Origin of the sequence: Brumimicrobium sp. (assembly GCF_048268645.1) — a bacterium.
In the GTDB taxonomy this organism is placed as follows: domain Bacteria; phylum Bacteroidota; class Bacteroidia; order Flavobacteriales_D; family Crocinitomicaceae; genus Brumimicrobium; species Brumimicrobium ulvae.
Genome location: NZ_JBLWVE010000008.1, coordinates 70,227 through 92,358, shown reverse-complemented (window position 1 = coordinate 92,358; position 22,132 = coordinate 70,227). Strand labels below are relative to the sequence as shown.

15 protein-coding genes and 1 riboswitch are annotated in these 22,132 nt (G+C 36.2%); of the genes, 8 read left to right on the top strand and 7 right to left on the bottom strand.

The window, feature by feature from the left end:
* Positions 1-20 precede the first annotated feature (20 nt).
* The 5 genes from ACN0U3_RS08330 to ACN0U3_RS08310 all read left to right on the top strand — a co-directional run bounded on the left by ACN0U3_RS08330 (position 21) and on the right by ACN0U3_RS08310 (position 5,341).
* Positions 21-1,307: a citrate synthase gene (locus ACN0U3_RS08330; RefSeq protein ID WP_299205803.1), complete on the top strand. Its 1,287-nt coding sequence runs from the start codon at positions 21-23 to the stop codon at positions 1,305-1,307.
* A gap of 151 nt (positions 1,308-1,458) precedes the next feature.
* A complete protein-coding gene (locus ACN0U3_RS08325; protein ID WP_417265838.1) occupies positions 1,459-2,310 on the top strand; it encodes an MBL fold metallo-hydrolase in 852 nt (283 codons plus the stop codon).
* A 36-nt stretch (positions 2,311-2,346) separates the two neighbouring features.
* Positions 2,347-3,546 (top strand): SPOR domain-containing protein, encoded by a 1,200-nt coding sequence (locus tag ACN0U3_RS08320; RefSeq protein WP_417265837.1) that lies wholly within the window; start codon positions 2,347-2,349, stop codon positions 3,544-3,546.
* A 36-nt stretch (positions 3,547-3,582) separates the two neighbouring features.
* On the top strand, positions 3,583-4,401 hold the full coding sequence (locus tag ACN0U3_RS08315; RefSeq protein WP_417265836.1) for a 1-acyl-sn-glycerol-3-phosphate acyltransferase: 819 nt from the start codon (positions 3,583-3,585) through the stop codon (positions 4,399-4,401).
* A 1-nt stretch (position 4,402) separates the two neighbouring features.
* The gene (locus ACN0U3_RS08310; protein ID WP_299205811.1) at positions 4,403-5,341 is read left to right on the top strand and encodes a GNAT family N-acetyltransferase; all 939 of its coding nucleotides are present in this window, start codon (positions 4,403-4,405) and stop codon (positions 5,339-5,341) included.
* 202 nt (positions 5,342-5,543) lie between these two features.
* Here the strand turns inward: ACN0U3_RS08310 and ACN0U3_RS08305 are convergent, their stop codons facing one another.
* The 5 genes from ACN0U3_RS08305 to secD all read right to left on the bottom strand — a co-directional run bounded on the left by ACN0U3_RS08305 (position 5,544) and on the right by secD (position 14,221).
* On the bottom strand, positions 5,544-7,364 hold the full coding sequence (locus tag ACN0U3_RS08305) for a T9SS type A sorting domain-containing protein (protein ID WP_417265835.1): 1,821 nt from the start codon (positions 7,362-7,364) through the stop codon (positions 5,544-5,546).
* A 57-nt stretch (positions 7,365-7,421) separates the two neighbouring features.
* The gene (locus ACN0U3_RS08300) at positions 7,422-8,444 is read right to left on the bottom strand and encodes a helix-turn-helix transcriptional regulator (protein ID WP_417265834.1); all 1,023 of its coding nucleotides are present in this window, start codon (positions 8,442-8,444) and stop codon (positions 7,422-7,424) included.
* 12 nt (positions 8,445-8,456) lie between these two features.
* Positions 8,457-9,413, bottom strand: a complete 957-nt coding sequence (locus tag ACN0U3_RS08295) for a M48 family metalloprotease (protein ID WP_299205814.1) — start codon at positions 9,411-9,413, stop codon at positions 8,457-8,459.
* Positions 9,414-9,476: 63 nt separating this feature from the next.
* On the bottom strand, positions 9,477-10,040 hold the full coding sequence (locus ACN0U3_RS08290; protein ID WP_417265833.1) for a LemA family protein: 564 nt from the start codon (positions 10,038-10,040) through the stop codon (positions 9,477-9,479).
* Between the two features lie 1,094 nt (positions 10,041-11,134).
* A complete protein-coding gene (gene secD, locus ACN0U3_RS08285; protein WP_417265832.1) occupies positions 11,135-14,221 on the bottom strand; it encodes a protein translocase subunit SecD in 3,087 nt (1,028 codons plus the stop codon).
* Between the two features lie 279 nt (positions 14,222-14,500).
* Here secD and ACN0U3_RS08280 point away from each other — a divergent pair, with 279 nt between their 5' ends.
* Positions 14,501-16,657 (top strand): S46 family peptidase, encoded by a 2,157-nt coding sequence (locus ACN0U3_RS08280; RefSeq protein WP_417265831.1) that lies wholly within the window; start codon positions 14,501-14,503, stop codon positions 16,655-16,657.
* A 60-nt stretch (positions 16,658-16,717) separates the two neighbouring features.
* Here ACN0U3_RS08280 and ACN0U3_RS08275 read toward each other — a convergent pair whose 3' ends face one another.
* Positions 16,718-17,401 carry a hypothetical protein gene (locus tag ACN0U3_RS08275; protein WP_417265830.1) on the bottom strand — a complete coding sequence of 228 codons (684 nt, stop codon included), beginning with the start codon at positions 17,399-17,401 and terminating at the stop codon, positions 16,718-16,720.
* A 268-nt stretch (positions 17,402-17,669) separates the two neighbouring features.
* Positions 17,670-17,797, top strand: a riboswitch (cobalamin riboswitch).
* Between the two features lie 100 nt (positions 17,798-17,897).
* Between ACN0U3_RS08275 and ACN0U3_RS08270 the strand changes: the two genes are divergently transcribed.
* Positions 17,898-18,872: a ribonucleotide-diphosphate reductase subunit beta gene (locus tag ACN0U3_RS08270; protein WP_417265829.1), complete on the top strand. Its 975-nt coding sequence runs from the start codon at positions 17,898-17,900 to the stop codon at positions 18,870-18,872.
* A 63-nt stretch (positions 18,873-18,935) separates the two neighbouring features.
* Positions 18,936-20,585, top strand: a complete 1,650-nt coding sequence (locus tag ACN0U3_RS08265) for a ribonucleoside-diphosphate reductase subunit alpha (RefSeq protein WP_299205821.1) — start codon at positions 18,936-18,938, stop codon at positions 20,583-20,585.
* A gap of 103 nt (positions 20,586-20,688) precedes the next feature.
* Here ACN0U3_RS08265 and ACN0U3_RS08260 read toward each other — a convergent pair whose 3' ends face one another.
* Positions 20,689-21,915 carry a DEAD/DEAH box helicase gene (locus ACN0U3_RS08260; protein WP_417265828.1) on the bottom strand — a complete coding sequence of 409 codons (1,227 nt, stop codon included), beginning with the start codon at positions 21,913-21,915 and terminating at the stop codon, positions 20,689-20,691.
* Positions 21,916-22,132: the final 217 nt, after the last annotated feature.

Genomic DNA, 22,132 nt, shown 5'->3' with positions numbered 1-22,132 from the left:
ATTAAAAACGATTAAGCAAAATGAGCGAAACTGCAAAAATAGAACTTGGCGGGAAAACATACGAATTTCCTGTTATCACTGGATCAGAAAACGAAAAAGCCATAGACATCAAGACCTTGAGAGGTACAACTGGCTGCATCACTATAGACCCTGGGTTTAAAAACACAGGAAGTACGACCAGTGCGATCACCTACTTAGATGGAGAAAACGGAATATTACGTTACCGTGGATATCCCATTGAACAATTAGCAGAACAAGCCACTTTTTTAGAGGTAGCTTTTCTTCTTATTTATGGAGAATTGCCTACTGAAACAGAATTAATCGACTTTAAGAAAAGTATTACCAACCATACTTTGGTTCATGAAGACATGAAGCAGTTTTTCGAAGCTTATCCTTCAAAAGCTCATCCAATGGGAGTTTTAGCTTCAATGGTAGTAAGCTTATCAACTTTTTATCCGGAATCTCAAGACCCTAACAGGTCTGAAGACGCTATTGACTTAACGATTCACAGACTTATTGCAAAGCTTCCTACGCTTGCTGCAATGTCATACAAAAATGCTGTTCGTCATCCATTCATTTACCCAAAGAATGAATTAGGTTATGTAGAGAACTTCCTAAACATGATGTTTGCTATGCCAACAGAGGAATACAAACCTGATCCAGTTGTCGCTGCTGCATTGAATAAATTGTTGATTCTTCACGCAGACCATGAACAAAACTGTTCTGCTTCTACGGTAAGAATTGTAGGCTCTTCTCAAACCAACTTATATGCTTCTATTTCTGCTGGTATCTCGGCTTTATGGGGACCATTGCATGGAGGAGCAAACCAAGCAGTAGTTGAAATGCTTGACAAAATTCAAGCTGATGGAGGAGATCTTGAAAAGTGGATTGCTAAAGCAAAAGACAGAAACGATCCTTTCCGTTTAATGGGATTCGGACACCGTGTTTATAAAAACTTTGATCCACGTGCTAAAATCATCAAAAAAGCAGCAGACGATGTACTTGCTCAATTAGGTGTTAATGACCCTGCATTAGATTTAGCTAAGAAAATGGAGAAAATCGCTTTGGAAGATCCTTACTTTATCGAAAGAGGATTGTATCCAAACGTTGATTTCTACTCTGGAATTATCTATAAAGCATTGAACATTCCTTCTGAAATGTTTACAGTAATGTTTGCTTTAGGTAGATTACCAGGTTGGATCGCACAGTGGAAAGAAATGATTGAAAATAAAGAACCAATTGGTCGTCCACGTCAGGTTTATGTTGGTAAAACTGAACGCAACTATGTTCCAATTGATAAAAGATAATAATTCAATTTAAAAATTAAAGGTGCTCAATTGAGCGCCTTTTTTTATGCCTAAAATCCCCATTTTGTTGATAAAACGTTAACATCATTTTACTGATTTCAATTCCCCATTACCTTTAAAAATCATATCTTCACAAAAAGTCAATAATGTCATGAAAATATACCCATTAAATACCGGAAATTTTAAACTAGATGGTGGAGCAATGTTTGGAGTTGTTCCAAAATCATTATGGTCAAGAACCAATACTCCCGACGAAAACAATATGTGTAGTTGGGCAATGAGATGTATGCTGATTGAAGACGGAGATCGTTTGATGCTTATCGATACAGGCATTGGAGACAAGCAAAGTGAAAAGTTTTTTTCTTACTATTATTTATTTGGGGAAGATTCACTTCAAGGGAACTTAAAAAAATTAGGCTTCTCCCCTGATGATGTTACCGATGTGTTTTTAACTCACTTACATTTTGACCATTGTGGAGGTGCCGTTGAAAGAGTTGGTGAAAATCAGTTTCAACCTGTATTTAAAAATGCAACTTTTTGGAGTACAGAAAAACATTGGAAATGGGCTACCGAACCCAATGCCAGAGAAAAAGCATCTTTTTTATCCGAAAATATTTTACCATTAGAAGAGTCTGGACAATTAAAATTCGTTGCTCGTGATGCAGATTACACGAAAAACGTTTTTCCAGACATTGATTTACTTTTTGTTGACGGTCATACCGAGAGTCAAATGATTCCACACATCCGTTACAAAGGAAAAACCTTAGTCTTTATGGCCGATCTTTTACCTTCTGTTGGACATATCCCTTTACCTTATGTTATGGGATATGATACCCGACCACTTTTAACCTTGAGTGAAAAAGAGAAGTTTCTTAAAAAAGCAGCTGAAGAAGAATACATTTTATTCTTGGAACATGACTATGAAAATGAATGCTGTACATTGAAACAAACTGAAAAAGGAATCCGTTTAGATCAGACCTTTAGTTTTAAGGATTTGTTTTAAGATTTTTAATTATCTTTAAACTTAAAATACACTATTATGGACAAATACATTAAGCAGCTTCTAGAGCGCTATTCAAAAATTATTTTGCCTCAGTTTGGAGCAATCGTTATAGAAGATGAAGAAACAGGAGAATTAATGTTTAATGAATATCTGTCCTATGATGACGGAAAGCTATCTGAATTGCTCGTCAAGGAATCCAACATGGATATACAAGAAGCGCAGAATATGGTAGCGAAATTCGTTCGTGATTTACAATCTCAACTTTCTAAAGGAGAAACCTATTCTATTTTTCAATTGGGTGAATTTTCAAAAAATGACGATGGTGAATTTATTTTTACTGGTAATTTAAAAACAGGTGGAATTCAGTCTGCTGTTGCTGGTCCTTCTCCTTCGCCTGCAGCGCCAAAAGAACCTACGCCGGTAGCCACTCCTCCTAGTCCTAAAAAGGAAAAGGTAGAACCCACAAAGTCAGCTGAAGATCAGCCAGAGTCCAAAAGCAATGATCAGCCTAAGAAAAATGTTTATGTAGAAAAGAAAGCCCTTGATTCAGAAATTAAGAAAGAGGCAACTAAGGAGACACCACCTGTAAAATCGAAAAAACAAGAGAAGGTTGCAGCGCCTGTTAAAACTAAATCTTCAAAAAAGGAAAAGAAGAAAGAAAAAAAGAAAAGGAAACCTGTCTTTTGGATTTTAATCATACTCTTACTTCTCATAGCCGCTTCGAGCGTTTTGGTCGGACTGAACTATGATAAAGTTGAGGAATATATGGGTTGGAATAAATTTGACGCAGTAGAAAAAGTTGCTGAAAGCGATTCTGAAATTGTACTACCAGAAGAACAATTAACGGACGATACTGAAAACGATTCTCCAGAAACCATCATAGATGAAGAAAGCCTTAACAGCGGTCAGGAAGATGATGAAATACAGGGTGATCCGGCAGATGATTTAACAGAGGATGTTGTTGAAGAGCCTGTAAAAAAAGAGCCTTCTCCTGCCCCAGTCACACAAGCTTCCACAGGAAGTCACCATATTATTGTTGGGTGTTTTAGTGACCTTTCAAACGCTGAAGGTTTAGCGAGTGAATTCAAACAACATGGTTTTGATTCAAAAATCATTGGACAATTTGGTGGACTACATTTCGTTGCCGCACAAAGTTATTCTAGTTATAGCGAAGCCAAAGCCAATCTTTCTCGTGTCAATGAGATCAGAAGTGGTGCATGGTTGTTCAAAAAATAATTCGTAATTTATAATGGTTATACTATTCTTGAAAGAATGAGCGAACAGAAAAAAATCATCGATGTTAAGCAAGTTATTCATGATAAAAACCCTAAGTTATTAAAGTATTTACCTGGATTTGTTGTACGATATCTTCAACGCATTTTACATGAAAAAGATGTCAATGATTTCATTCATGAACACAAAAACGATTCTCCTATTGAGTTTTGTTTATCGGTCATGAAGAAGTTCAACATTGATTTAGAATATGAAGGATTAGAAAATGTTCCTGAAAAAGGAGGAGCTATTCTAACGATGAATCATCCTTTAGGTGGCATGGATGCAATGGCACTTGTTGCCGTAGTTCATCAAAAGCGTAAGGACCTTAAATTCGTGGTGAATGATGTTTTGATGCATCTTGAGAACCTCCAACCCATTTTTGTTGGGGTTAACAAACATGCCAAGAACGCAGCATCTTCTTTGAGAAAAGTTGATGAAACATTTGCCGGAGAGGATTTACTATGTATTTTCCCTGCAGGCTTGGTGAGTCGAAAAATCAATGGAGAAATTATTGACTTGAAATGGAAGAAAACATTTGTCACACGTTCCATTAAATACAATAAAACCATCGTACCCATATTTATTGATGGAGAATTGACCAACTTTTTCTATAATCTATATACAATTCGTAAAAAACTAGGTATAAAAGCAAATATTGAAATGTTATACCTAGTAAATGAACTGTACAAGCAACACAATAAAAAAATAGTCATTAAATTTGGCAAACCCTTGTATGCAGCAGATTTTGACGCTTCAAAATCACACGATGAATGGGCGCAATACGTAAAAGACAAGGTTTATCAATTAAAAGATTAACATGGCAAAAGTAGAAAAGATCATAGATCCTGTAGAGCGCGAACTCATTATAAAAGAGTTAACTCAAGAACGTTTTGGTAGAGTTACACGAAAAGGTGACAATGAAATATACATCATAAATCATCACAATTCACCAAACACCATGCGTGAAATCGGAAGATTACGTGAATTATCTTTCCGCTCTGCTGGAGGAGGAACAAAAAAATCCATTGACATTGACCAATACGATACTTGCGAGAACTGTTATCAGCAACTCATTGTATGGAGTCCAGAAGACAAGGAAATCATTGGAGGTTTGCGTTTCATCAATTGTATCGATATTCTTACAGATGAAGAGGACCAGTTTATTCCTATGAGTACCTCACATTATTTTAACTTTTCAAGTCAATTTAAAAAGAAATACCTTCCCTATGCTATTGAACTGGGGAGAAGTTGGGTTCAACCTATGTACCAGCCCTCCGTAAATCCAAGGAAAGGATTGTTCGCGCTGGACAACCTTTGGGACGGACTTGGAGTTTTAACAGTGATTTATCCAAACCTGAAATACTTCTTCGGGAAAGTTACCATGTACCCTGATTATCATGAAGAGTCTAGAGATTTTTTGTTGTATTTCCTCCAAAAATATTTTCCAGACAACGAAGGCTTGGCAACTTCAATTTATCCATTGGAGCAATCCTATGATGAAAATAAATTTGCACAACTACTAGAAGGATTAGATTTTAAAGAAGGCTATAAAGTTCTCACTCAATTTGTTCGTGAAAATGGAGAAAATGTACCGCCACTCATGAATATTTACATGCACCTCTCTCCTACTATGCGTTCTTTTGGAACAGCGGTAAACCCAGACTTTGGTGGTGTTGAAGAAACAGGAATTGTGGTTACAATTGCTGATATTTATGAGGATAAAAAGGAGAGACACATTGCACCATTGCTCAAGTAAACCACAATGGACTGATAGTGCCTTAGGTTTAAATAAGAATAAAATTCTCTAAGTGCAAAAGCAATAGATATTAGATGATAAAGCGAGATGTACTAATCCCGAAGCCAGTTGGGAGCATTGTTTTAATTCTTTCTAAGACCAATAAAAACTCAATTCCCATGTAGAGATTCCAGCATTATGAGTCTCTACATGGGTTTTTGAATTAAATTAATACTACCTTTTTAGTGTAAACTTTTTCCTCATGAATAAATGTAATGAGATAAATTCCTTTAGAATATTGCGCAATATTGGTTTTCAGTACTCTACCTTTCCTCAATTCCGTAAAGCGATTGACAATTTTCCCAGTCAGATCAGTGATAAACAACTCTCCTACATCCTCACTAATTTTAATGTTTAAATCTCCTTGTGTTGGATTTGGCCAAACATTCCATTCCACCGTAATCAATGAATCAACAGGGTCTGGAGTCAACAAATCATCGAAGTCATCTTCTTCCTGACAATCAGCAACAAAGGTATAAGTGTCAATTAATCTTACCATTAAATCATTCAACAATTCAACCTCATATTCATCCGTAGAAGGTTCGATATGTCCACTACCAATTCCACTATGACCAGTTAGAAAAGCATAGGTTCCATTGGTACCCTGAGCCAAAGAGCGCATTAAATATTCCGTGTCTTTTTGAATTCCACTTGCTGCCAACGGAACAATTCTAATCCCTTTTGCAGCTGCTTTTCGTGCAATATCTTTTAATTTTTGGCGCACTTCTGGAGTATTATGAGGAGGAGCATCTAATACTAAAAACAGAATACGAGTTCTTGCTTCTCTACTCCATTCTAATTTATCTAAAGCCTCTTCCAATGCCACTTCAACAGCTTCCTCATAATCTCCACCTCCAGCAGCATGTTGTTGACTAATGAACTCAATAGAAGAAGAGAGTACATCCGTAAAATCATGTCGACGTGTTAAATATTCATCACCACTGTCTCTGTAGAATACATTCCCAAAATTAAAAGTCAATTCGGGATGATCGTTTTTTGCTTTGAATATAACACTGTTTAATTCAGCTTTCAGGTAATTAATTTCATCTCCCATAGATCCTGTAGCATCAACAACAAAGGCAATATCCACAAGTTGAGACGCACCACATTGAGCAGTGAGTGTCAATGAATTCACCCCTTGTTTAAATTCAATTAAACGCCGAATTGGAAAAGTCTTCCCCTTGTAATGCACAAGTGCCGATGCATTTCCTTCCCATAAATCATTCAATCCTAATTTCCCCCATAATTCAGCTTTACCTGTATTGTCTGTACGGCTTTCATATCGAACGTTTTTATTAACATCGAGCAATTGAACCAAGGCATCGACTATAGGAAATCCATTTTCGTTTTTTACTTGAACAGTATAGCGTTCTGTGAAATACAAATCCCATTTCTGTTGGTGAGTAGATAGTTCGCCAGCAGCAAAATCATTCCACATTTCCCATTTCGAGAAGTCATTAATTTCACCTGCAGTAAGTTTCATTGCACTTACATTTCCTCCTTCTTTAGGCGCAAACGTTGGCATATCATGAACGATTTTTGCTTCTGAACTTTCGCTCAACGCATCACTAAACATTGCCTCTAATTCCCTACTGGGTCTTTCTTTACTTTTTTTCACATCAGAAGAGTGGACTTCAGAAATAACAACTTCTTCATATACCGGGGCGATATACCCTTTTTTTCTGGAAAGACTAAAGTCATTTTTCTCATCACCGTTAACCTGAATGTTGGTAACGAGCTTTTCGTGCCCTTCATATTTGAATTCTACGCGATAATACCCAGTATCCAATTCAACTTGAAAGTTTCCTAATGCATCTGTTAAAACTGAAGCGATTTTTTCCTCTCCTTTATAAATATCCACATTACCATAACCTAGAGAGGCAATATTTTCAGAATTCATATTTCCGCTAATGGATTGGCCCAGGGTTAAAAATGAAAGCAGTAAAAAGGAGACGACAAGGTAAATGTTATTTGAATTTTTCATGAATTTTATTTTGATGTCCCTTTGTACAGTTCAAATCAAAATCGGTTCAAAAAGATATTACAAATTGTAATTCTCCCTCATTTTCTGAATTCTTTTCATCAATTCACCTTTTAATTCATCTGGTTGTAAAACCTGAACATCTCCTCCATAGCTCAATAATTCACGAATTAATTCTTCAGAAACAAGTGCAAAGAGTTCAAATTTAGTACGGTGATCATCTTCCTCTAGTACTTTTTGACTTTCATGAAAAGGTTGAGAATTAATATATTTTGATGCAATATTGGAAGCAATGAACACAATTTTTTCTGGTCGAGCATCAGCTGAGGCAGTGATTCCAATAGAGTGTCTAAAAAACAATTCAGGTTTAAAATCTGCAGGTTTTTCACCTTGTTGTTCAACGATTTCCATATCTGAAATACGATCTAAGGCATAAGTAATGACTTTTTCTTTTACAGAGTCATAGCAGATTAAGTACCATCTATTGTTGTACTCTTTTAACAACAATGGAGTAACTTTTCTTTGCTTCCTAATTTGTGTCACAAAACTTTCGTAAGTGAAGTATGCAATATGTTGCTTTTGAATGGCAGAGAGTAATGGTTTTAGATATTCATTTCCTTTGGCCACCGTAGATTTCTCGAATTGAATGTACTGGTCTATATCGGTATCCTTTCCTCTTGAGTCAGAATCTAGGTTCACACGATCAATTATTTTATTCAATGCAAAACCAAATTGCTGAAACATTTCCGTTTCTTTAAATTGAGATAGGGTACTGAGTGCAAATTGAATCGAGGCAATGTCATCCTCCGACAATGGCTTTTCATTGATGGTAAAGTTCGGATCTTCATAATAGTACCCTTTATAACGCTTCGAGTACTTAATAGGTGCGTCTAACTCCTGACGCATGGCATACAAATCCTTCTCTATTGTCGAATCTGAAATGTGTTTTCCATTGGTATCTCCATACAATTCCATTTCACATGCATAACGGAGATCCAATTTAGTAGGATAAGGATTATACGTATTGCTCAATGCTTTGTCAATAACTCGATAACGGATTAAAGCATTCTTAATGTGCGGCATAACTATACTACTTTAAAGCTGTCTTAAGAATTCGATGCGTTTTTCAATTGGAGGATGTGTAGAAAACAAACCTTTGACTCCACTAAAAAGTCCTATTTCGTCGTCTTTGGGTGTATTTTCGATAAACATTTCTTGTACATCGGCGCTTTTTACTTTATCTACATGATGATTCCCTGATATTTTTTCTAGAGCACTAGCAAGCGCTAATGGATTACGTGTCATTTCAGCTGCACCAGAATCAGCCAAGTACTCACGTTTTCTACTTAAGGCCAGTTTAAATAAGATGGACAAAAAGTAGGCTATTGCAGCTAAGACAATTATTACAATCATTACCACTCCACCTCCTTTGTCGTCTTTTCTTCGATTCGAAAAAGCATTCCCATAAAACAGCGAGCGCAATGCAAACTGCATAATGAAAGAAAATATTCCAACGAAAACAATGGTGACAATGAGCAGCTTCACATCATGATTTCGAATGTGCATTAATTCGTGTGCAATAACCCCTTCTAATTCCTCATCATTTAGGTGTTCAATTATTCCTCTTGTTAAAGTAACAGTATATGTTTTCTCATTGATTCCACTGGCAAAAGCATTGAGGGCAGGACTTTCTATGATTCTCAGTTGAGGCATTTTCATCCCCACACTCATACAAAGATTTTCCGTTAAATTATAAACCCTAAAGTTATCCTTACGCGAAAGAGAATGAGATTTTGCTGCGCTATTGATCATTGCAGTATTTGAAAAATAGGCAATGGCAAACCATATCCCCACGGCGATAAATACCATTGGGATGGCGTTAATGAATTGCTCTAGGACTAAATCCAATGAAGGAGGTCCTTCTTCATTATAATTAATAATAAAAAAGAACAAAAAAACCATGGCCAACACCAAAAAGGGGAAGGCCAGTAGTAAAAGAATTGATTTTCTATTATTTGTTTTTATCTGCTGTTGCAGTCCAACATACTTCATATCATAATGAGCTTATCATATTCTACCCTTAGGGTACTCTTTTGATTGGATGAAAGGTAGTTTTTAAAACTTAACTTCTGGAGCTTTTTCAATTACCACACGCTCAGCTTCACCGACATCAAACATTGGTTCCTGTTTAAATCCGAACATACCTGCAAAAATTACGTTTGGGAACTTTTGTACAGAAACATTAAGTTCTTTTGTAGAAGAGTTGAAGAATCTTCTTACTGCCGCCAATTTGTTTTCAATATCTGCAAGTTCATTTTGCAACTGTAGAAAGTTCGTACTCGCTTTTAAATCAGGATAAGCCTCTACTTGAATGTTCAATCCATTTAAAGCAGCTCCTAATTGTTTCTCAGCAGCGATCTTATCATTCACAGAAGATGCACTTACAGCAGCTTGTCTTGCTTCTGTAATCGCTTTTAATGTTCCTGCTTCGTGTTCCATGTAACCTTTTACAGAATTCACAAGTTGAGGCACTAAATCATGACGCAATTTTAATTGAACATCAATATCAGCAAAAGCGTTTTCTCTATTTTCTCTTAACCTTACAAGGGCGTTGTATATAGCAATAACCCATATTACTATAACTGCAACGACTATTATGGCAATCCACATTCCACTCATTTTATTGTTTTTTAATTCAGTTATAAATATACGATTATTTTAATTCTATTTGAATTTGTGTGGGTAGAAAGTTAGTTGAAGAATATTTTAGAAGAACGAGATCCTATTGGGTGGATGTTAGTCCACCTATAATAATTAGCCTTTGATTTCCCAAATCCAAAATATAATTCCAGAAGTATTTTATTAGATTTCTCCATTTCTAAAATCTTCAATCTTAGAAATGATCGAAATGACAATCATATAGAGTTTAGTCAGTGAAAAAGGAAGAAAAGCTTTGCTTTTCTTCCTTTTTCACTGTGCCCCCGCTGACACTTGTCATTTCGATGGAGTCCCATTCCGAAAACTCGGAATGGGATGACGAGAAATCTCTATCTATTCATAAAAGTTAAGTCAATAATGAAGAACTATTAGGCTTAGAAAATTCTAACAGCACGATATATTATTGGGGTGGACTTTAGCTCAATCATAATGATTAGTTTATGAACATCAAATCAAAATTAACCATATTGAGTTGCACCTTCAGTGCGTTGGTATAACCTTTATTTCAACTGGATGCGATGCATCCAGTTGAAGTGAGCTGGGCTTTCAGCCCGCAATTGTATATAATATATGCTTAAATAAAATACGGGTTTGAAAATTCTAGAAATACGGTATGCTATTGGGATGGACTTCAGTCCACCCATAGTAGTGATTATCTGACTCTTCAAATTCAAAATATTCGGTGAAATAGCGTGCTATTTCGCTGAATATTTTGGATTTGGTTTTTTACGTATTCCTACACCCCAAGGACTCACATTCTTGGTTATAAAAAACACCATACCTTCGGCACTTTTTGTTTAAGCTAGGACATTCGTTATTTGAAATCTACACACTAAAACTTTGGAATGCAGTAAAAAAAGGTTCAAATAATAGTTCCTTGCTTAAAGACAAGTGTATAGTGAACTTAAGCACATTTAATTGAAAGAAAACAAAAAGTCAATACAAAAAGAACCATTACTTTATTCAGTAAGTGAGCTACTTCTTTCTAATATTTTCAAGCACAAAAAAAGCCCAGACACAATTGCCTGGGCTTTCATTTTTATAAAGATTTTCAATTAAGCTTTCTCAATTTGTTCAGCGCTGTCTTCAGTCTTCTTCTTTTTCAATAAGTCTGCAACGATTGGAGTTGCAATACAAACAGAAGAGTAGGTACCTACAATCACACCTACCATCAAGGCAAATACGAATCCTTTAATTGCTCCACCATCGAAGATGAAGATGGTTAACAATACAATAAAGGTAGACAATGAAGTATTCACAGTACGTCCTAATGTAGAGTTAATTGCATCATTAATAACTTCATTTTGTGTTTTTCTACGGTATTTATTCAAGAACTCACGAATTCTATCGAATACAACAACCGTATCATTAATAGAATAACCAACAACAGTTAGAATCGCAGCAATAAACGCTTGGTCAACCTCCATATTGAAAGGAAGGACACCATGCAGTAATGCAAACAACCCAAGTACAATTGCAACGTCGTGCATCATCGCGATAATAGCACCTAAACCATACTGCCATTTACCGAATCTGATTAAGATGTAAACGAAGATGATGATTAATGACAAGACAATTGCAATAGTAGAAGATCTTTGTAGTTCCTCAGAAACTGTTGGTGAAACCGAACGGCTATTTTCGATTGTCGCTACACCAAATTGGTCTTCAACTCCTGAAAGTGCTTTTAGTAAGTCTTTTCTTACTGTAGCTTCAGAGTTGGGCACATTTTGCAAATAATCTGTTGCGATTTCTACACGGTATTCAGAGTTTCTTACTTTCACCTCAACAGAAGCACTTGAATTATCAACCACCAATGCATCACGCAATATATCGGTTAAAGTCTCAACATCTTGCCCAACTGGTTTATCAAATACAGTTTCGTACGTTCTACCCCCAGCGAATTCAACTGACGGTTTCAGACCACGAACAGAAATTGCGATAATTCCTCCAAGGACTAAAATACTTGATAAGATATAGAACTTCTTACGGTTCTTAATGAATTTAATATTGATGTTAGTAAATGCATTCTTTGTCATTGGCGTAGAGAAGGCAAATCCTTTGTTTCTTGAAATTTGAGATTCAAAAATCAAACGCGTAATAACAACAGCAGCAAATACAGAAGTAAAGATACCGATGATTAAAGTGGTTGCGAAACTTTCGATTGGACCAGTTCCGAATGTTTTCAAAACAATAGCCACCAATAAAGTGGTAACGTTAGCATCGATAATAGAAGACAGTGCATTTGCATAACCGTCTTTAATGGCCAACTTCATTCCTTTACCTTCTCTAATTTCTTCACGAACACGTTCAAAGATAAGTACGTTGGCATCCACCGACATACCAATGGTCAGAACGATACCTGCAATACCAGCTAGGGTTAATACAGCTCCAAAAGCAGCCAAGAAACCAACAATAAGCACGATATTCATAATCAATGCGATATCAGCAACAAGTCCAGCGCGTCCGTAATAGAACACCATATAAATCAATACCAATCCAAGCGCAAAGGCGAAAGAGATTAATCCTGAACGAGAGTTTTCAGCACCAATCGTTGGTCCTACAACAGCCTCATCAACAATAACACATGGCGCTGGAAGTGCACCTGCATTCAATAAGTTTGTTAGGTTTTGTGCTTCAGCAACTGTAAAACTACCAGAAATCAATGTATTTCCACCTGTAATAGCACCTTGAATAACTGGAGCGCTATATACTTTATTGTCCATTGTAATTGCAATAAAGTTACCCACGTTTTCTGAGGTCATTTTCGCCCACTCTTCAGCACCACGATCACTCATTTCAATACTTACTCCACGTCCTGATTGATCTGGATCAATCGACAAACGAGCATTTTCAATATCAGTACCTCCTACTCTTGCTTTTAAATCCTCAGGGATTTTCATTGCGTATAAAGCATAGTACAAAGTATCTTTTATTCCAACATTCTCATTTTTAGCTCCCCAAAGGAATCTGATGTTTTCCATCATCATCTCTTCAGTCTTCTCATTTAAGATTGTATTTACTTTTGCAGTATCATTTGCCTTGGCATATCCAAGAAGTGGACTATCCATAAAACGTCCTTCTTCGTCTAAAGCAACTTGGAACATACGTCCAAATGAAGAGAGTTTTACTGTTGTATCAGTAGCTTCTTCATCTTTCATCGTTAGTTCGTCTTCTAAAGACATCGTTGTTGAATCAGCCGCTTCAGTTTCTGTTACTTCTGCTGTATCAGTTGAATCAGACTCATCCTTAAACAAATCATCAAATTCAGAATCGCTTACTTCATCAGAACGTTCTACCAATAATTCATTAAACAGCCCTCCTAATTCAAAACCTTTGTATGCAAGGTAGAATTCAAGGTTTGCAGTACTTTGTAAACGCTGTCTAACAGTTGCTTGATCTTTTACACCAGGTAGCTCAATGTATAAACGATTCGCGTTATTGTCTTTTGTAATGTTTGGTTGCGCAACACCGAATTGGTTAATACGATTTTCCATAATCGTTTCAACACCATCCAATGCTCCTTCTGAAAGTCCTTTCAAGTAAGCTTTCGTTTCTTCGTCAGTTGCTTTGTTTGAAATTTTAGATACTACCTCGTCAGTTGAAAACTCACGGATCAACAATCTTTCAGGAAACATCTCTTGGTGTTTCGCCACAAACAAGTCGATAAAATCTCCACCAAGCGAATTGTATTCTTCTAATGCGCTTTCATAAGGCTTTAAGAAATGTAAATCTCTAGGATTTAACGCTGCGTTTTTCACTAAGTCAGACATAGACAACTCAAGTGTTACAGACATTCCTCCTTCAAGGTCAAGCCCTAAAGAAACACTTTTGTCTTTTACTTCGTTGTAAGTATTTCCTAAGAAAACAACTTCGTCATTTTTTTCTTTTAAAAGTTCATTGATAAAAGCAGCTTTTGCTAAATCGTAAGCTTCTCTATCAGTATCGAAGTTCACATAAGTTCCGTTAGGAAGCTTTGCAGAATCTCCTTCTACAGTATTTGCTTTCAACTCTTCTACTTTTTCAATAGCCAGCTGATCAGCTTCTTTTTCAATACCGCTTCCGATGAAAGAAAATGAAATTTGATATAAACTTACTACCAAAAGTAAGATGGTAAAAAACCAAAAAAATCCTTTATTACGCATAGTTAAAGTGTCGTTTGTTATTTAATAGCTGGCAAATATAGAATTATCATTTATTAAACACAACCTAAAGTCAAGTTGTTATTCATTTTTTTTTAACCATTTTTAAAATACGGTGAAAGCGCTACTCTTTTTACTGTCAATATGTGACCTAATTGACTTAAAATTTGACAGTAGTGTATATTTCTCTTATATATTGATGAGTTATTACTACTTTTGTGCTCAATTATCATTAAAAATGATGATCAAACCATAATTTAAAATTAACGTTAAACATAAAGTATGAAAAAACAGACCGTTGCATTTTTATTTTTGTTCACCGTTCTTTTCTCTGGCTTCTCTAGAGCAGACGAAGGAATGTGGCTACCTTTTTTATTGGGTAGAAATTATGAAGACATGAAAAAACATGGGTTGAACTTAACCCAAGAGGAAATTTACAGTATTAACAACTCTTCTCTTAAAGACGCAATTGTATCTTTTGGAGGTTTCTGTACAGCTGAAGTGATTTCTAAGAAAGGACTTTTGTTGACTAACCATCACTGTGGTTATGACGCTATTGCTGAAGCATCAACTGCCGAGAACAACCATTTAGACGATGGTTTTTGGGCAAAATCACACGCAGAGGAAATCGCCATCCCTGGACTAACAGCAACCTTTGTTGTTTCCATTGCAGATGTAACTGAGCAAATTACGAAGAACCTAACAGACGACATGACTGAAGAGGAGCGCGCAATGAAAATTAAAGAAATCTCTGATCAGTTGACTTCTGAAGCACTTGGTGATTCAAAAAACAAAGCTTTTGTTCGTGATTTCTTTGAAGGAAACGAATTTTACTTATTCATTACTGAAACATACCAAGATGTTCGTTTAGCTGGGACTCCACCGGAATCAATAGGAAAATTTGGACATGACTCTGACAACTGGATTTATCCACGTCACACTGGGGACTTTGCCTTGTTTAGAATTTATGCTGGAGCAGACAACGCACCTGCACCGTACAGCGCAGACAACAAACCATTTACACCAAAGCATTCACTTCCTGTTTCTATCAAAGGATATAAAGAAGGTGACTTTGCAATGGTATTTGGTTTCCCAGGTTCTACAGACCGCTACCTTTCCTCTTTTGGTGTTGAACAAGCAGTTAATCTTGAACAACCAAAACGTGTTGAAATCCGTAAGGTGAAGCTAGACATCATGAAAAAATACATGAATGAAAGCACAACGATTCGTCTAAAATACGCTTCAAAACATGCGCAAGTTGCCAATTACTGGAAATATTTCATTGGTCAATCTGAACAATTAAAAAACAACAAGGTAGCCGATAAAAAACGTGCTTTAGAAGCTCGATTCAACGCTTTCGCTGAAGAAAATCCAGAATATGCTGATGTGATGAGTACTATTGAAAAGACCTACAAGTTGACTGACAAAAGTGTTTATCTTGATGTTTATCAAAGTGAATTTATTTACTCTGTAGACCTCAACCTCAATGTGTTCCGCTTCTCTTTTATTGAACAATATGAAGAGCAAGGAATGGGAATGTTGGCATACAACAACTTTAAAGAGCGTATGTTTGAGTTTTTTGAAGCAGCAAACATGGACATTGAGTTTGAAACCCTTGAAGCTGTATTAAAAATGTACTATAATGACATTCCAGCTGAAATGTTACCAAGTTTAGTTAAAGAAGCCGGTGACAAAGGACAATTGAGTAAGTTGGTTCAAAAAGCAAGAAAGAAATCAATTTTTTCTTCTCACGAAAAGTTCATGAAATTTGATGCATTAGTTCAGAAATACGATGAGAAATCAAAAGGTTTCCCACTGAAGCAACTAGAAAAAGATCCACTTTACCAATTGATTGTTGCGATTGATGAAGCCTATGGAAAAGTAACTGAAGAAGAAGAATATATTCAAGCGATGAATGATATTCAACGTGCCAACAGATTGTTTGTAAAAGGATATAGAGAAATGGATAAAGACAAAACATTCTATCCTAATGCCAACAGTACATTGCGTTTAACTTATGGTTCTATTCTTCCATATTCTCCAAAAGAAGGTGTTAAATATGACATTTATACCACTTTAGAAGAAGGGTTGAAAAAAGAGGATCCAAACAACCCAGAGTTCCATGTACCAGAAAAACTAAAAGAATTGTTCAAGAACAAAGATTTTGGTCGTTATGCAAATGAAAAAGGCGAAATGGTGGTGAACTTTATCAGTAACAATGATATTACGGGAGGTAACTCTGGTTCTCCAGTGATTAACGCAGATGGTCACCTTATCGGTACTGCATTTGATGGAAACTGGGAAGCAATGTCAGGAGACATCTTCTTTGAAAAAGACATCCAACGTACAATTTCTTGTGATATTCGCTATGTTTTATTCATTATAGAAAAATATGGAGAAGCACACAACTTAATTGAAGAAATGGAAATTGTTGAATAAGTAAGTTTCCTAAAAGAAAATAAAAGCCCTGATTGTAGAATCGGGGCTTTTTTTTTGGTATTATTTATTCCTCAATCTAAACTTCAAACCTAAACCTATTGTCAGGCTAAAACTACTGACTGTACTCAATTGATCTGGTTTGCTTTTAGTATACTTCCGCTCGTTAATTTGATTCAGAATTAACTCTGGTGTGATGTAAAAGAAGTCACGTCCCAATTCAAACTCAGGTCCTACATGCAAACCAAAAAGAAAAACGCTTTTCGGTGCTTCTTTCCACGACTCAAGAGTATAGAATTCATTATTATAATCTACATAACCTCCGTTCCACCTGCTTGCGTTGAAAACAATACCTTGAGAAAGTCCAACTGAAATTCGAAATCTATCCTCTCCAAATACAAGAGATTGTTTCAAGCCAGGACCTATTGAAAATGCATCTGAATCTATCGTTTGAATTTGAATTCTTAAATCGTATTGGATAGCCATTGTCTCGTTGAGCGTTTGTTCAATAAAAAATCCAGCCGAAGAGTAATAGTTTGGACCAAGGGCTTGAAGTACAAATCCTCGATTGGTTACAGAAGTTTGATTCTCTTTCATAGGAATAGGCTCCTCATTTACACCCAACATTCTACTGAATTTTGTTTCATTCCAACTCAAATCATCCTCAGCAACGCTCTTTTCTTCTTGTCCTATTGAGATTGAACACAAAAGTAAAAAGCAAGACAATAGTAGTTTGTTTTTTCTCATAAGTTGTTTGATTAAAATCGTTTTACAAAACCAAATTACACTAATATCCTGTATAAAAAGAATTGTTGGTTATCAAATTTATAAAATCTCATTTTGCAAGCAGGTAAAAAAGTTTTCCAGAGCTAAATAATTCTTCAGACAAATCAATGTCAGCTTCAAGTTCAAGGCTTATCAACAAATTTTGTTTATAACTAAAGTTTTATTGAAAGTTGAATCTTGGAATTCTTCATCTATCTTTGACAAAAATCCATTTGTTAGGACATATTGACAATGTCAAACCGATGAATATCGGATGAAAAAATGGGGGAATCATGTTCAATTCATGAGCTGTTGCGCAACTGTAATTGGTCAATAAAACCATAAGCCAGGTCACCCATATCTTAACAAAATGAATTTTGTTTTCGCATAAAAAACAAGGTTCTGAAGTAAGTGTTTTACACCTGCTTTCCTCCTCTTTTTTTATGCCATTGTTTAACTTATTTAAAAACTATTTACAATGGGCATTTTCGACAAACGCATCAATTACAAGCCATTTGAATATCCAGAAGTTTTGGATTTCATAGACAACATCAACAGAACATTTTGGGTACATTCTGAAGTTGATTTCACGGCAGACACACAAGACTTTCATTCACTTCTCAATGAAAAGGAAAAACAAGCCATTAAAAAGAGTTTACTCGCCATTGCACAGATTGAAGTGGCCGTAAAATCTTTTTGGGGGAATCTATACAACCACATACCAAAGCCTGAGTTCAATGGTCTTGGGAGTACATTTGCCGAATGTGAATTCCGTCACTCTGAAGCTTATTCACGACTACTGTCTGTACTTGGCTACGATGATGATTTTGAGCACATCATTGAAGTTCCTGCAATCAAAAAAAGGTTAGACTATTTAGAAGAGGCACTTCAACACACAAAATCTGATGACAACAAAAAGTATGTTTTTTCACTGATTTTATTTTCTATTCTGATTGAAAACGTGTCTTTGTTTAGTCAATTCGCTATTGTTTTGTCTTTCACTCGATTCAAAGGACTGATGAAAAATGTAAGCAACATCATTTCATGGACATCAATTGACGAGCAAGTTCATGCCAGTGCAGGAGTTTTCATAGTCAACAAGATCAAAGAAGAATACCCAGAGTTCTTCGACGCAGAATCGAAAGAGGAAATCAAACGCATTGTGGAGCATTCTATCAGCGTGGAATCTGAAATATTGGATTGGATTTTTGAAGATGGAGAGGTCGAAACCATCAGTAAAGAAAACTTACTGCACTTTATGAAATTTAGAGTTGATGAAAGTTTAGAAGAAATAGGATTGAGTAAAATCTATCATATTTCAACAGAACAATATCAACCTATGGCGTGGTTTGAAGAAGAAATCTTCGCGAATTCATTGGATGACTTCTTTGCTAAACGTCCAACAGAATATACAAAACACGATAAAAGTATAAGTGCAGCAGACTTGTTCTAAAGAATCAACACATGATTATTTAGCAGTCTATTACAGAATACATAACAACCCTAAACAAAAGAAATGGAAAAATTATGGTGGCTCAATGATGAAAGTGAGCAAATTCTCAACCGAGGTTATTTATTAAAAGGAGAAACCGTTAAAGGAGCTATCGAACGTGTAGCCAATGCTGCAAGTAAAAGATTATACAAACCAGAATTGAAAGAACCTTTCATCGAATTGATTGAAAAAGGATGGATGAGTTTAAGTTCTCCAATTTGGGCCAACATGGGAACAGAACGAGGACTTCCAATCTCATGCTTCAACGTTCACGTCCCCGATTATATTGAAGGAATTACCCACAAATTGGGTGAAGTCATCATGCAAACCAAAATTGGTGGTGGAACTTCTGGTTATTTCGGTGAATTAAGAGGTCGTGGAAGTGCAGTTACCGACAATGGACAAAGTAGTGGTGCCGTTTCTTTCATGAAGCTGTTTGACACCGCTATGGACACAATTTCTCAAGGTGGAGTCCGTCGTGGTGCTTTTGCAGCATACCTTGATATTGACCATCCGGACATTAAAGAATTTCTTAAAATAAAGGACATCGGAAGTCCCTTGCAAAACCTTTTCTCAGGAGTTTGCGTACCAGATTATTGGATGCATGAAATGATTGAAGGCGACATGGAAAAACGTGAGATTTGGGCCAAAGTACTAGAATCTCGTCAGCAAAAAGGATTGCCTTATTTGTTCTTCACCGACAACGTAAACAAGAACAAACCTCAAGTTTACAAGGATAAAAGTATGAGCATTAATGCCAGTAATTTATGCTCTGAAATCATGTTGCCTTCAAACTTTGACGAATCATTTATTTGTTGTCTATCTTCAATGAACCTGGAACTATACGATGAATGGAAAGACACCAATGCGGTACAATTGGCTATTTATTTTTTAGATGCTGTTCTTCAAGAGTTCATTGCAAAAACGGAGGACAACTACTATTTAAAATCGGCCAACAACTTTGCAAAACGTCACCGTGCACTTGGTTTAGGAGTTATGGGATGGCATTCTTACCTTCAAAAAAACATGATTCCATTTGAAGGAATGCAAGCCAAGCAATTGACCAGTATCATTTTTGCGAACATCAAGGATCAGGCTGAATCAGCTTCTAGAGAATTGGCAAACATTTATGGAGAGCCAGAACTACTCAAGGAATATGGAATGCGAAACACAACACTTTTAGCTATAGCTCCAACCACCTCATCTTCAGCAATATTAGGACAAACCTCACCAGGAATCGAGCCTTTTAGTAGTAACTATTATAAAGCTGGATTGGCCAAAGGAAATTTTGTCCGAAAGAATAAATACCTCAGGCAATTACTGGAGGACAAAGGACTTGACAATGAAGAAACATGGAGAAGTATCATGTTGAATCAAGGAAGTGTTCAACACATGGAGGAGTTAACAGAAGAGGAAAAAGCGGTCTTCAAAACTTTTAAAGAAATCAGTCAATTGGAAATCATTCAACAGGCCTCGATTCGACAAAAGTTTATTGATCAATCACAAAGTTTAAATTTAAACATTCCCTCTAACCTACCGGTAAAAGACATCAATGCTTTAATTATTGAATCTTGGAAACTAGGTGTGAAAACGCTTTATTATCAAAGGAGTCAAAGTGTTGGAAAAGAATTCGTAGTTCAGAACCTTGTTCAGTGTGTGAGTTGTGAGGGATAAATTTAATTACGAATGATCAAATTACGAATGATCAAATTACGAATTACGAATTACGAATTGGCAAATAATTCGTAATTCGTAATTGATTAATTTTCAATTGACCTTACCATTCATTCGTTTTTCCTGTTCTTTTCTCCTCTTCTTCAATAAGTTTTCTCCAATTATCTGTTCCATCTTCTGATTCATCGATAATGGCACTATAATCTTGTTTTGAAAGGTCATAAACAGCAATTGGATTTCCGTTATACGCTTCGATTGCAGCCAACAGTACCTTTTCGTTTTCACTGCAAAAAGAAATAGCTACTCCTTTCTCCTTACCGCGTCCTGTTCTACCCACACGGTGAACATAATTTTCTGGATCTTCTGGCAAATCATAATTAATCACAGCACCAACCCCTGGAATATCAATACCACGTGCTGCTACATCAGTTGCAACCAGAATAGAAACTTCATCGTTCTTAAATTTATTGAGTACTTCAAACCGATCTTTCTGCTCCACATCTCCATGAATGGTTACCGCTTCAATATTCACACGTTCTAATGCTTTCACAACACGCTCTGCACGGACTTTCGTACGGACAAACACCATGATTTTCAAGTCTTCATTTTCTTTGACTATGTTTTCTAAAAAGAAACGTTTATCATCCATTTCTACAAAAGTCACTGCGTGTGAAATATTCTTAGCCACAGGATCTTTCGGAGAGATTTGAATACGAATGGCATTTCGTACCAAGTTATAGGCAATTTTCTTAATTTTCTTATCAATCGTTGCCGAAAAGAACAAAGTTTGACGTTTTTGAGGAATATGACGCATCAAGTCCTCGATGTCTTTAATAAAACCTAAGTCCAGCATATGATCTGCCTCATCGAGAACAAGCGTTTGCAAGCGGTCAACCTTTAAAACTCCTTGAGAAATTAAATCAAACATTCTTCCAGGAGTAGAAATCACTACATCCACCCCATTGTCAAGGTCTTCTATTTGATCATCTTGCGAAACACCTCCCATTAAGGAGCGTGTACGGACATCAACTCCTTTCCCAACTTCAATAAAAACTTGTTCAACTTGTTCAGCCAACTCTCGTGTTGGCACCATAACCAAGGCACGAACATAATGCTCCTTTTTTTTCTCCAGCTGATTATAAATTTGATTTAAAATAGGAATTACAAAACTCGCTGTCTTCCCTGTTCCCGTTTGTGCAATTGCCAATACATCCTCTCCATTGAGAATCGGTTGAATTGCTTTAAACTGAATATCCGTAGGTCTAGACCAACCCAAATTCTTGATTTCAGTCTTTATTACTTTCGCTATTTTATAATCTTCAAATTTCATGGTGCAAAATTACGGTTTAAAGTTGGGATTGGGATTAGTTGATAATAATAATTACCCATGCGCTGTATTGGAACGCGGATGACGCGGATGCAAGCAGCGCGGATTATAGCGAATTTAAAAAAAACAGCAAAAATCAGCGTTCGAAGATCCGTGTCATCCGCGTTCCGTCACTCCCAAAAAAAAATAGCGCAGAACCTAAGTCCCACGCTATCCTAAA

What these genes read in the sequence shown, in the direction of transcription:
- ACN0U3_RS08260 (WP_417265828.1), bottom strand. Translation starts at nt 21,915, where the DNA reads ATGAAATTTGAAGATTATAAAATAGCGAAAGTAATAAAGACTGAAATC.
- ACN0U3_RS08325 (WP_417265838.1), top strand. Translation starts at nt 1,459, where the DNA reads ATGAAAATATACCCATTAAATACCGGAAATTTTAAACTAGATGGTGGA.
- ACN0U3_RS08280 (WP_417265831.1), top strand. Translation starts at nt 14,501, where the DNA reads ATGAAAAAACAGACCGTTGCATTTTTATTTTTGTTCACCGTTCTTTTC.
- ACN0U3_RS08305 (WP_417265835.1), bottom strand. Translation starts at nt 7,364, where the DNA reads ATGAAAAATTCAAATAACATTTACCTTGTCGTCTCCTTTTTACTGCTT.
- ACN0U3_RS08300 (WP_417265834.1), bottom strand. Translation starts at nt 8,444, where the DNA reads ATGCCGCACATTAAGAATGCTTTAATCCGTTATCGAGTTATTGACAAA.
- ACN0U3_RS08265 (WP_299205821.1), top strand. Translation starts at nt 18,936, where the DNA reads ATGGAAAAATTATGGTGGCTCAATGATGAAAGTGAGCAAATTCTCAAC.
- ACN0U3_RS08330 (WP_299205803.1), top strand. Translation starts at nt 21, where the DNA reads ATGAGCGAAACTGCAAAAATAGAACTTGGCGGGAAAACATACGAATTT.
- ACN0U3_RS08270 (WP_417265829.1), top strand. Translation starts at nt 17,898, where the DNA reads ATGGGCATTTTCGACAAACGCATCAATTACAAGCCATTTGAATATCCA.
- ACN0U3_RS08295 (WP_299205814.1), bottom strand. Translation starts at nt 9,413, where the DNA reads ATGAAGTATGTTGGACTGCAACAGCAGATAAAAACAAATAATAGAAAA.
- ACN0U3_RS08290 (WP_417265833.1), bottom strand. Translation starts at nt 10,040, where the DNA reads ATGAGTGGAATGTGGATTGCCATAATAGTCGTTGCAGTTATAGTAATA.
- ACN0U3_RS08320 (WP_417265837.1), top strand. Translation starts at nt 2,347, where the DNA reads ATGGACAAATACATTAAGCAGCTTCTAGAGCGCTATTCAAAAATTATT.
- ACN0U3_RS08310 (WP_299205811.1), top strand. Translation starts at nt 4,403, where the DNA reads ATGGCAAAAGTAGAAAAGATCATAGATCCTGTAGAGCGCGAACTCATT.
- secD (WP_417265832.1), bottom strand. Translation starts at nt 14,221, where the DNA reads ATGCGTAATAAAGGATTTTTTTGGTTTTTTACCATCTTACTTTTGGTA.
- ACN0U3_RS08275 (WP_417265830.1), bottom strand. Translation starts at nt 17,401, where the DNA reads ATGAGAAAAAACAAACTACTATTGTCTTGCTTTTTACTTTTGTGTTCA.
- ACN0U3_RS08315 (WP_417265836.1), top strand. Translation starts at nt 3,583, where the DNA reads ATGAGCGAACAGAAAAAAATCATCGATGTTAAGCAAGTTATTCATGAT.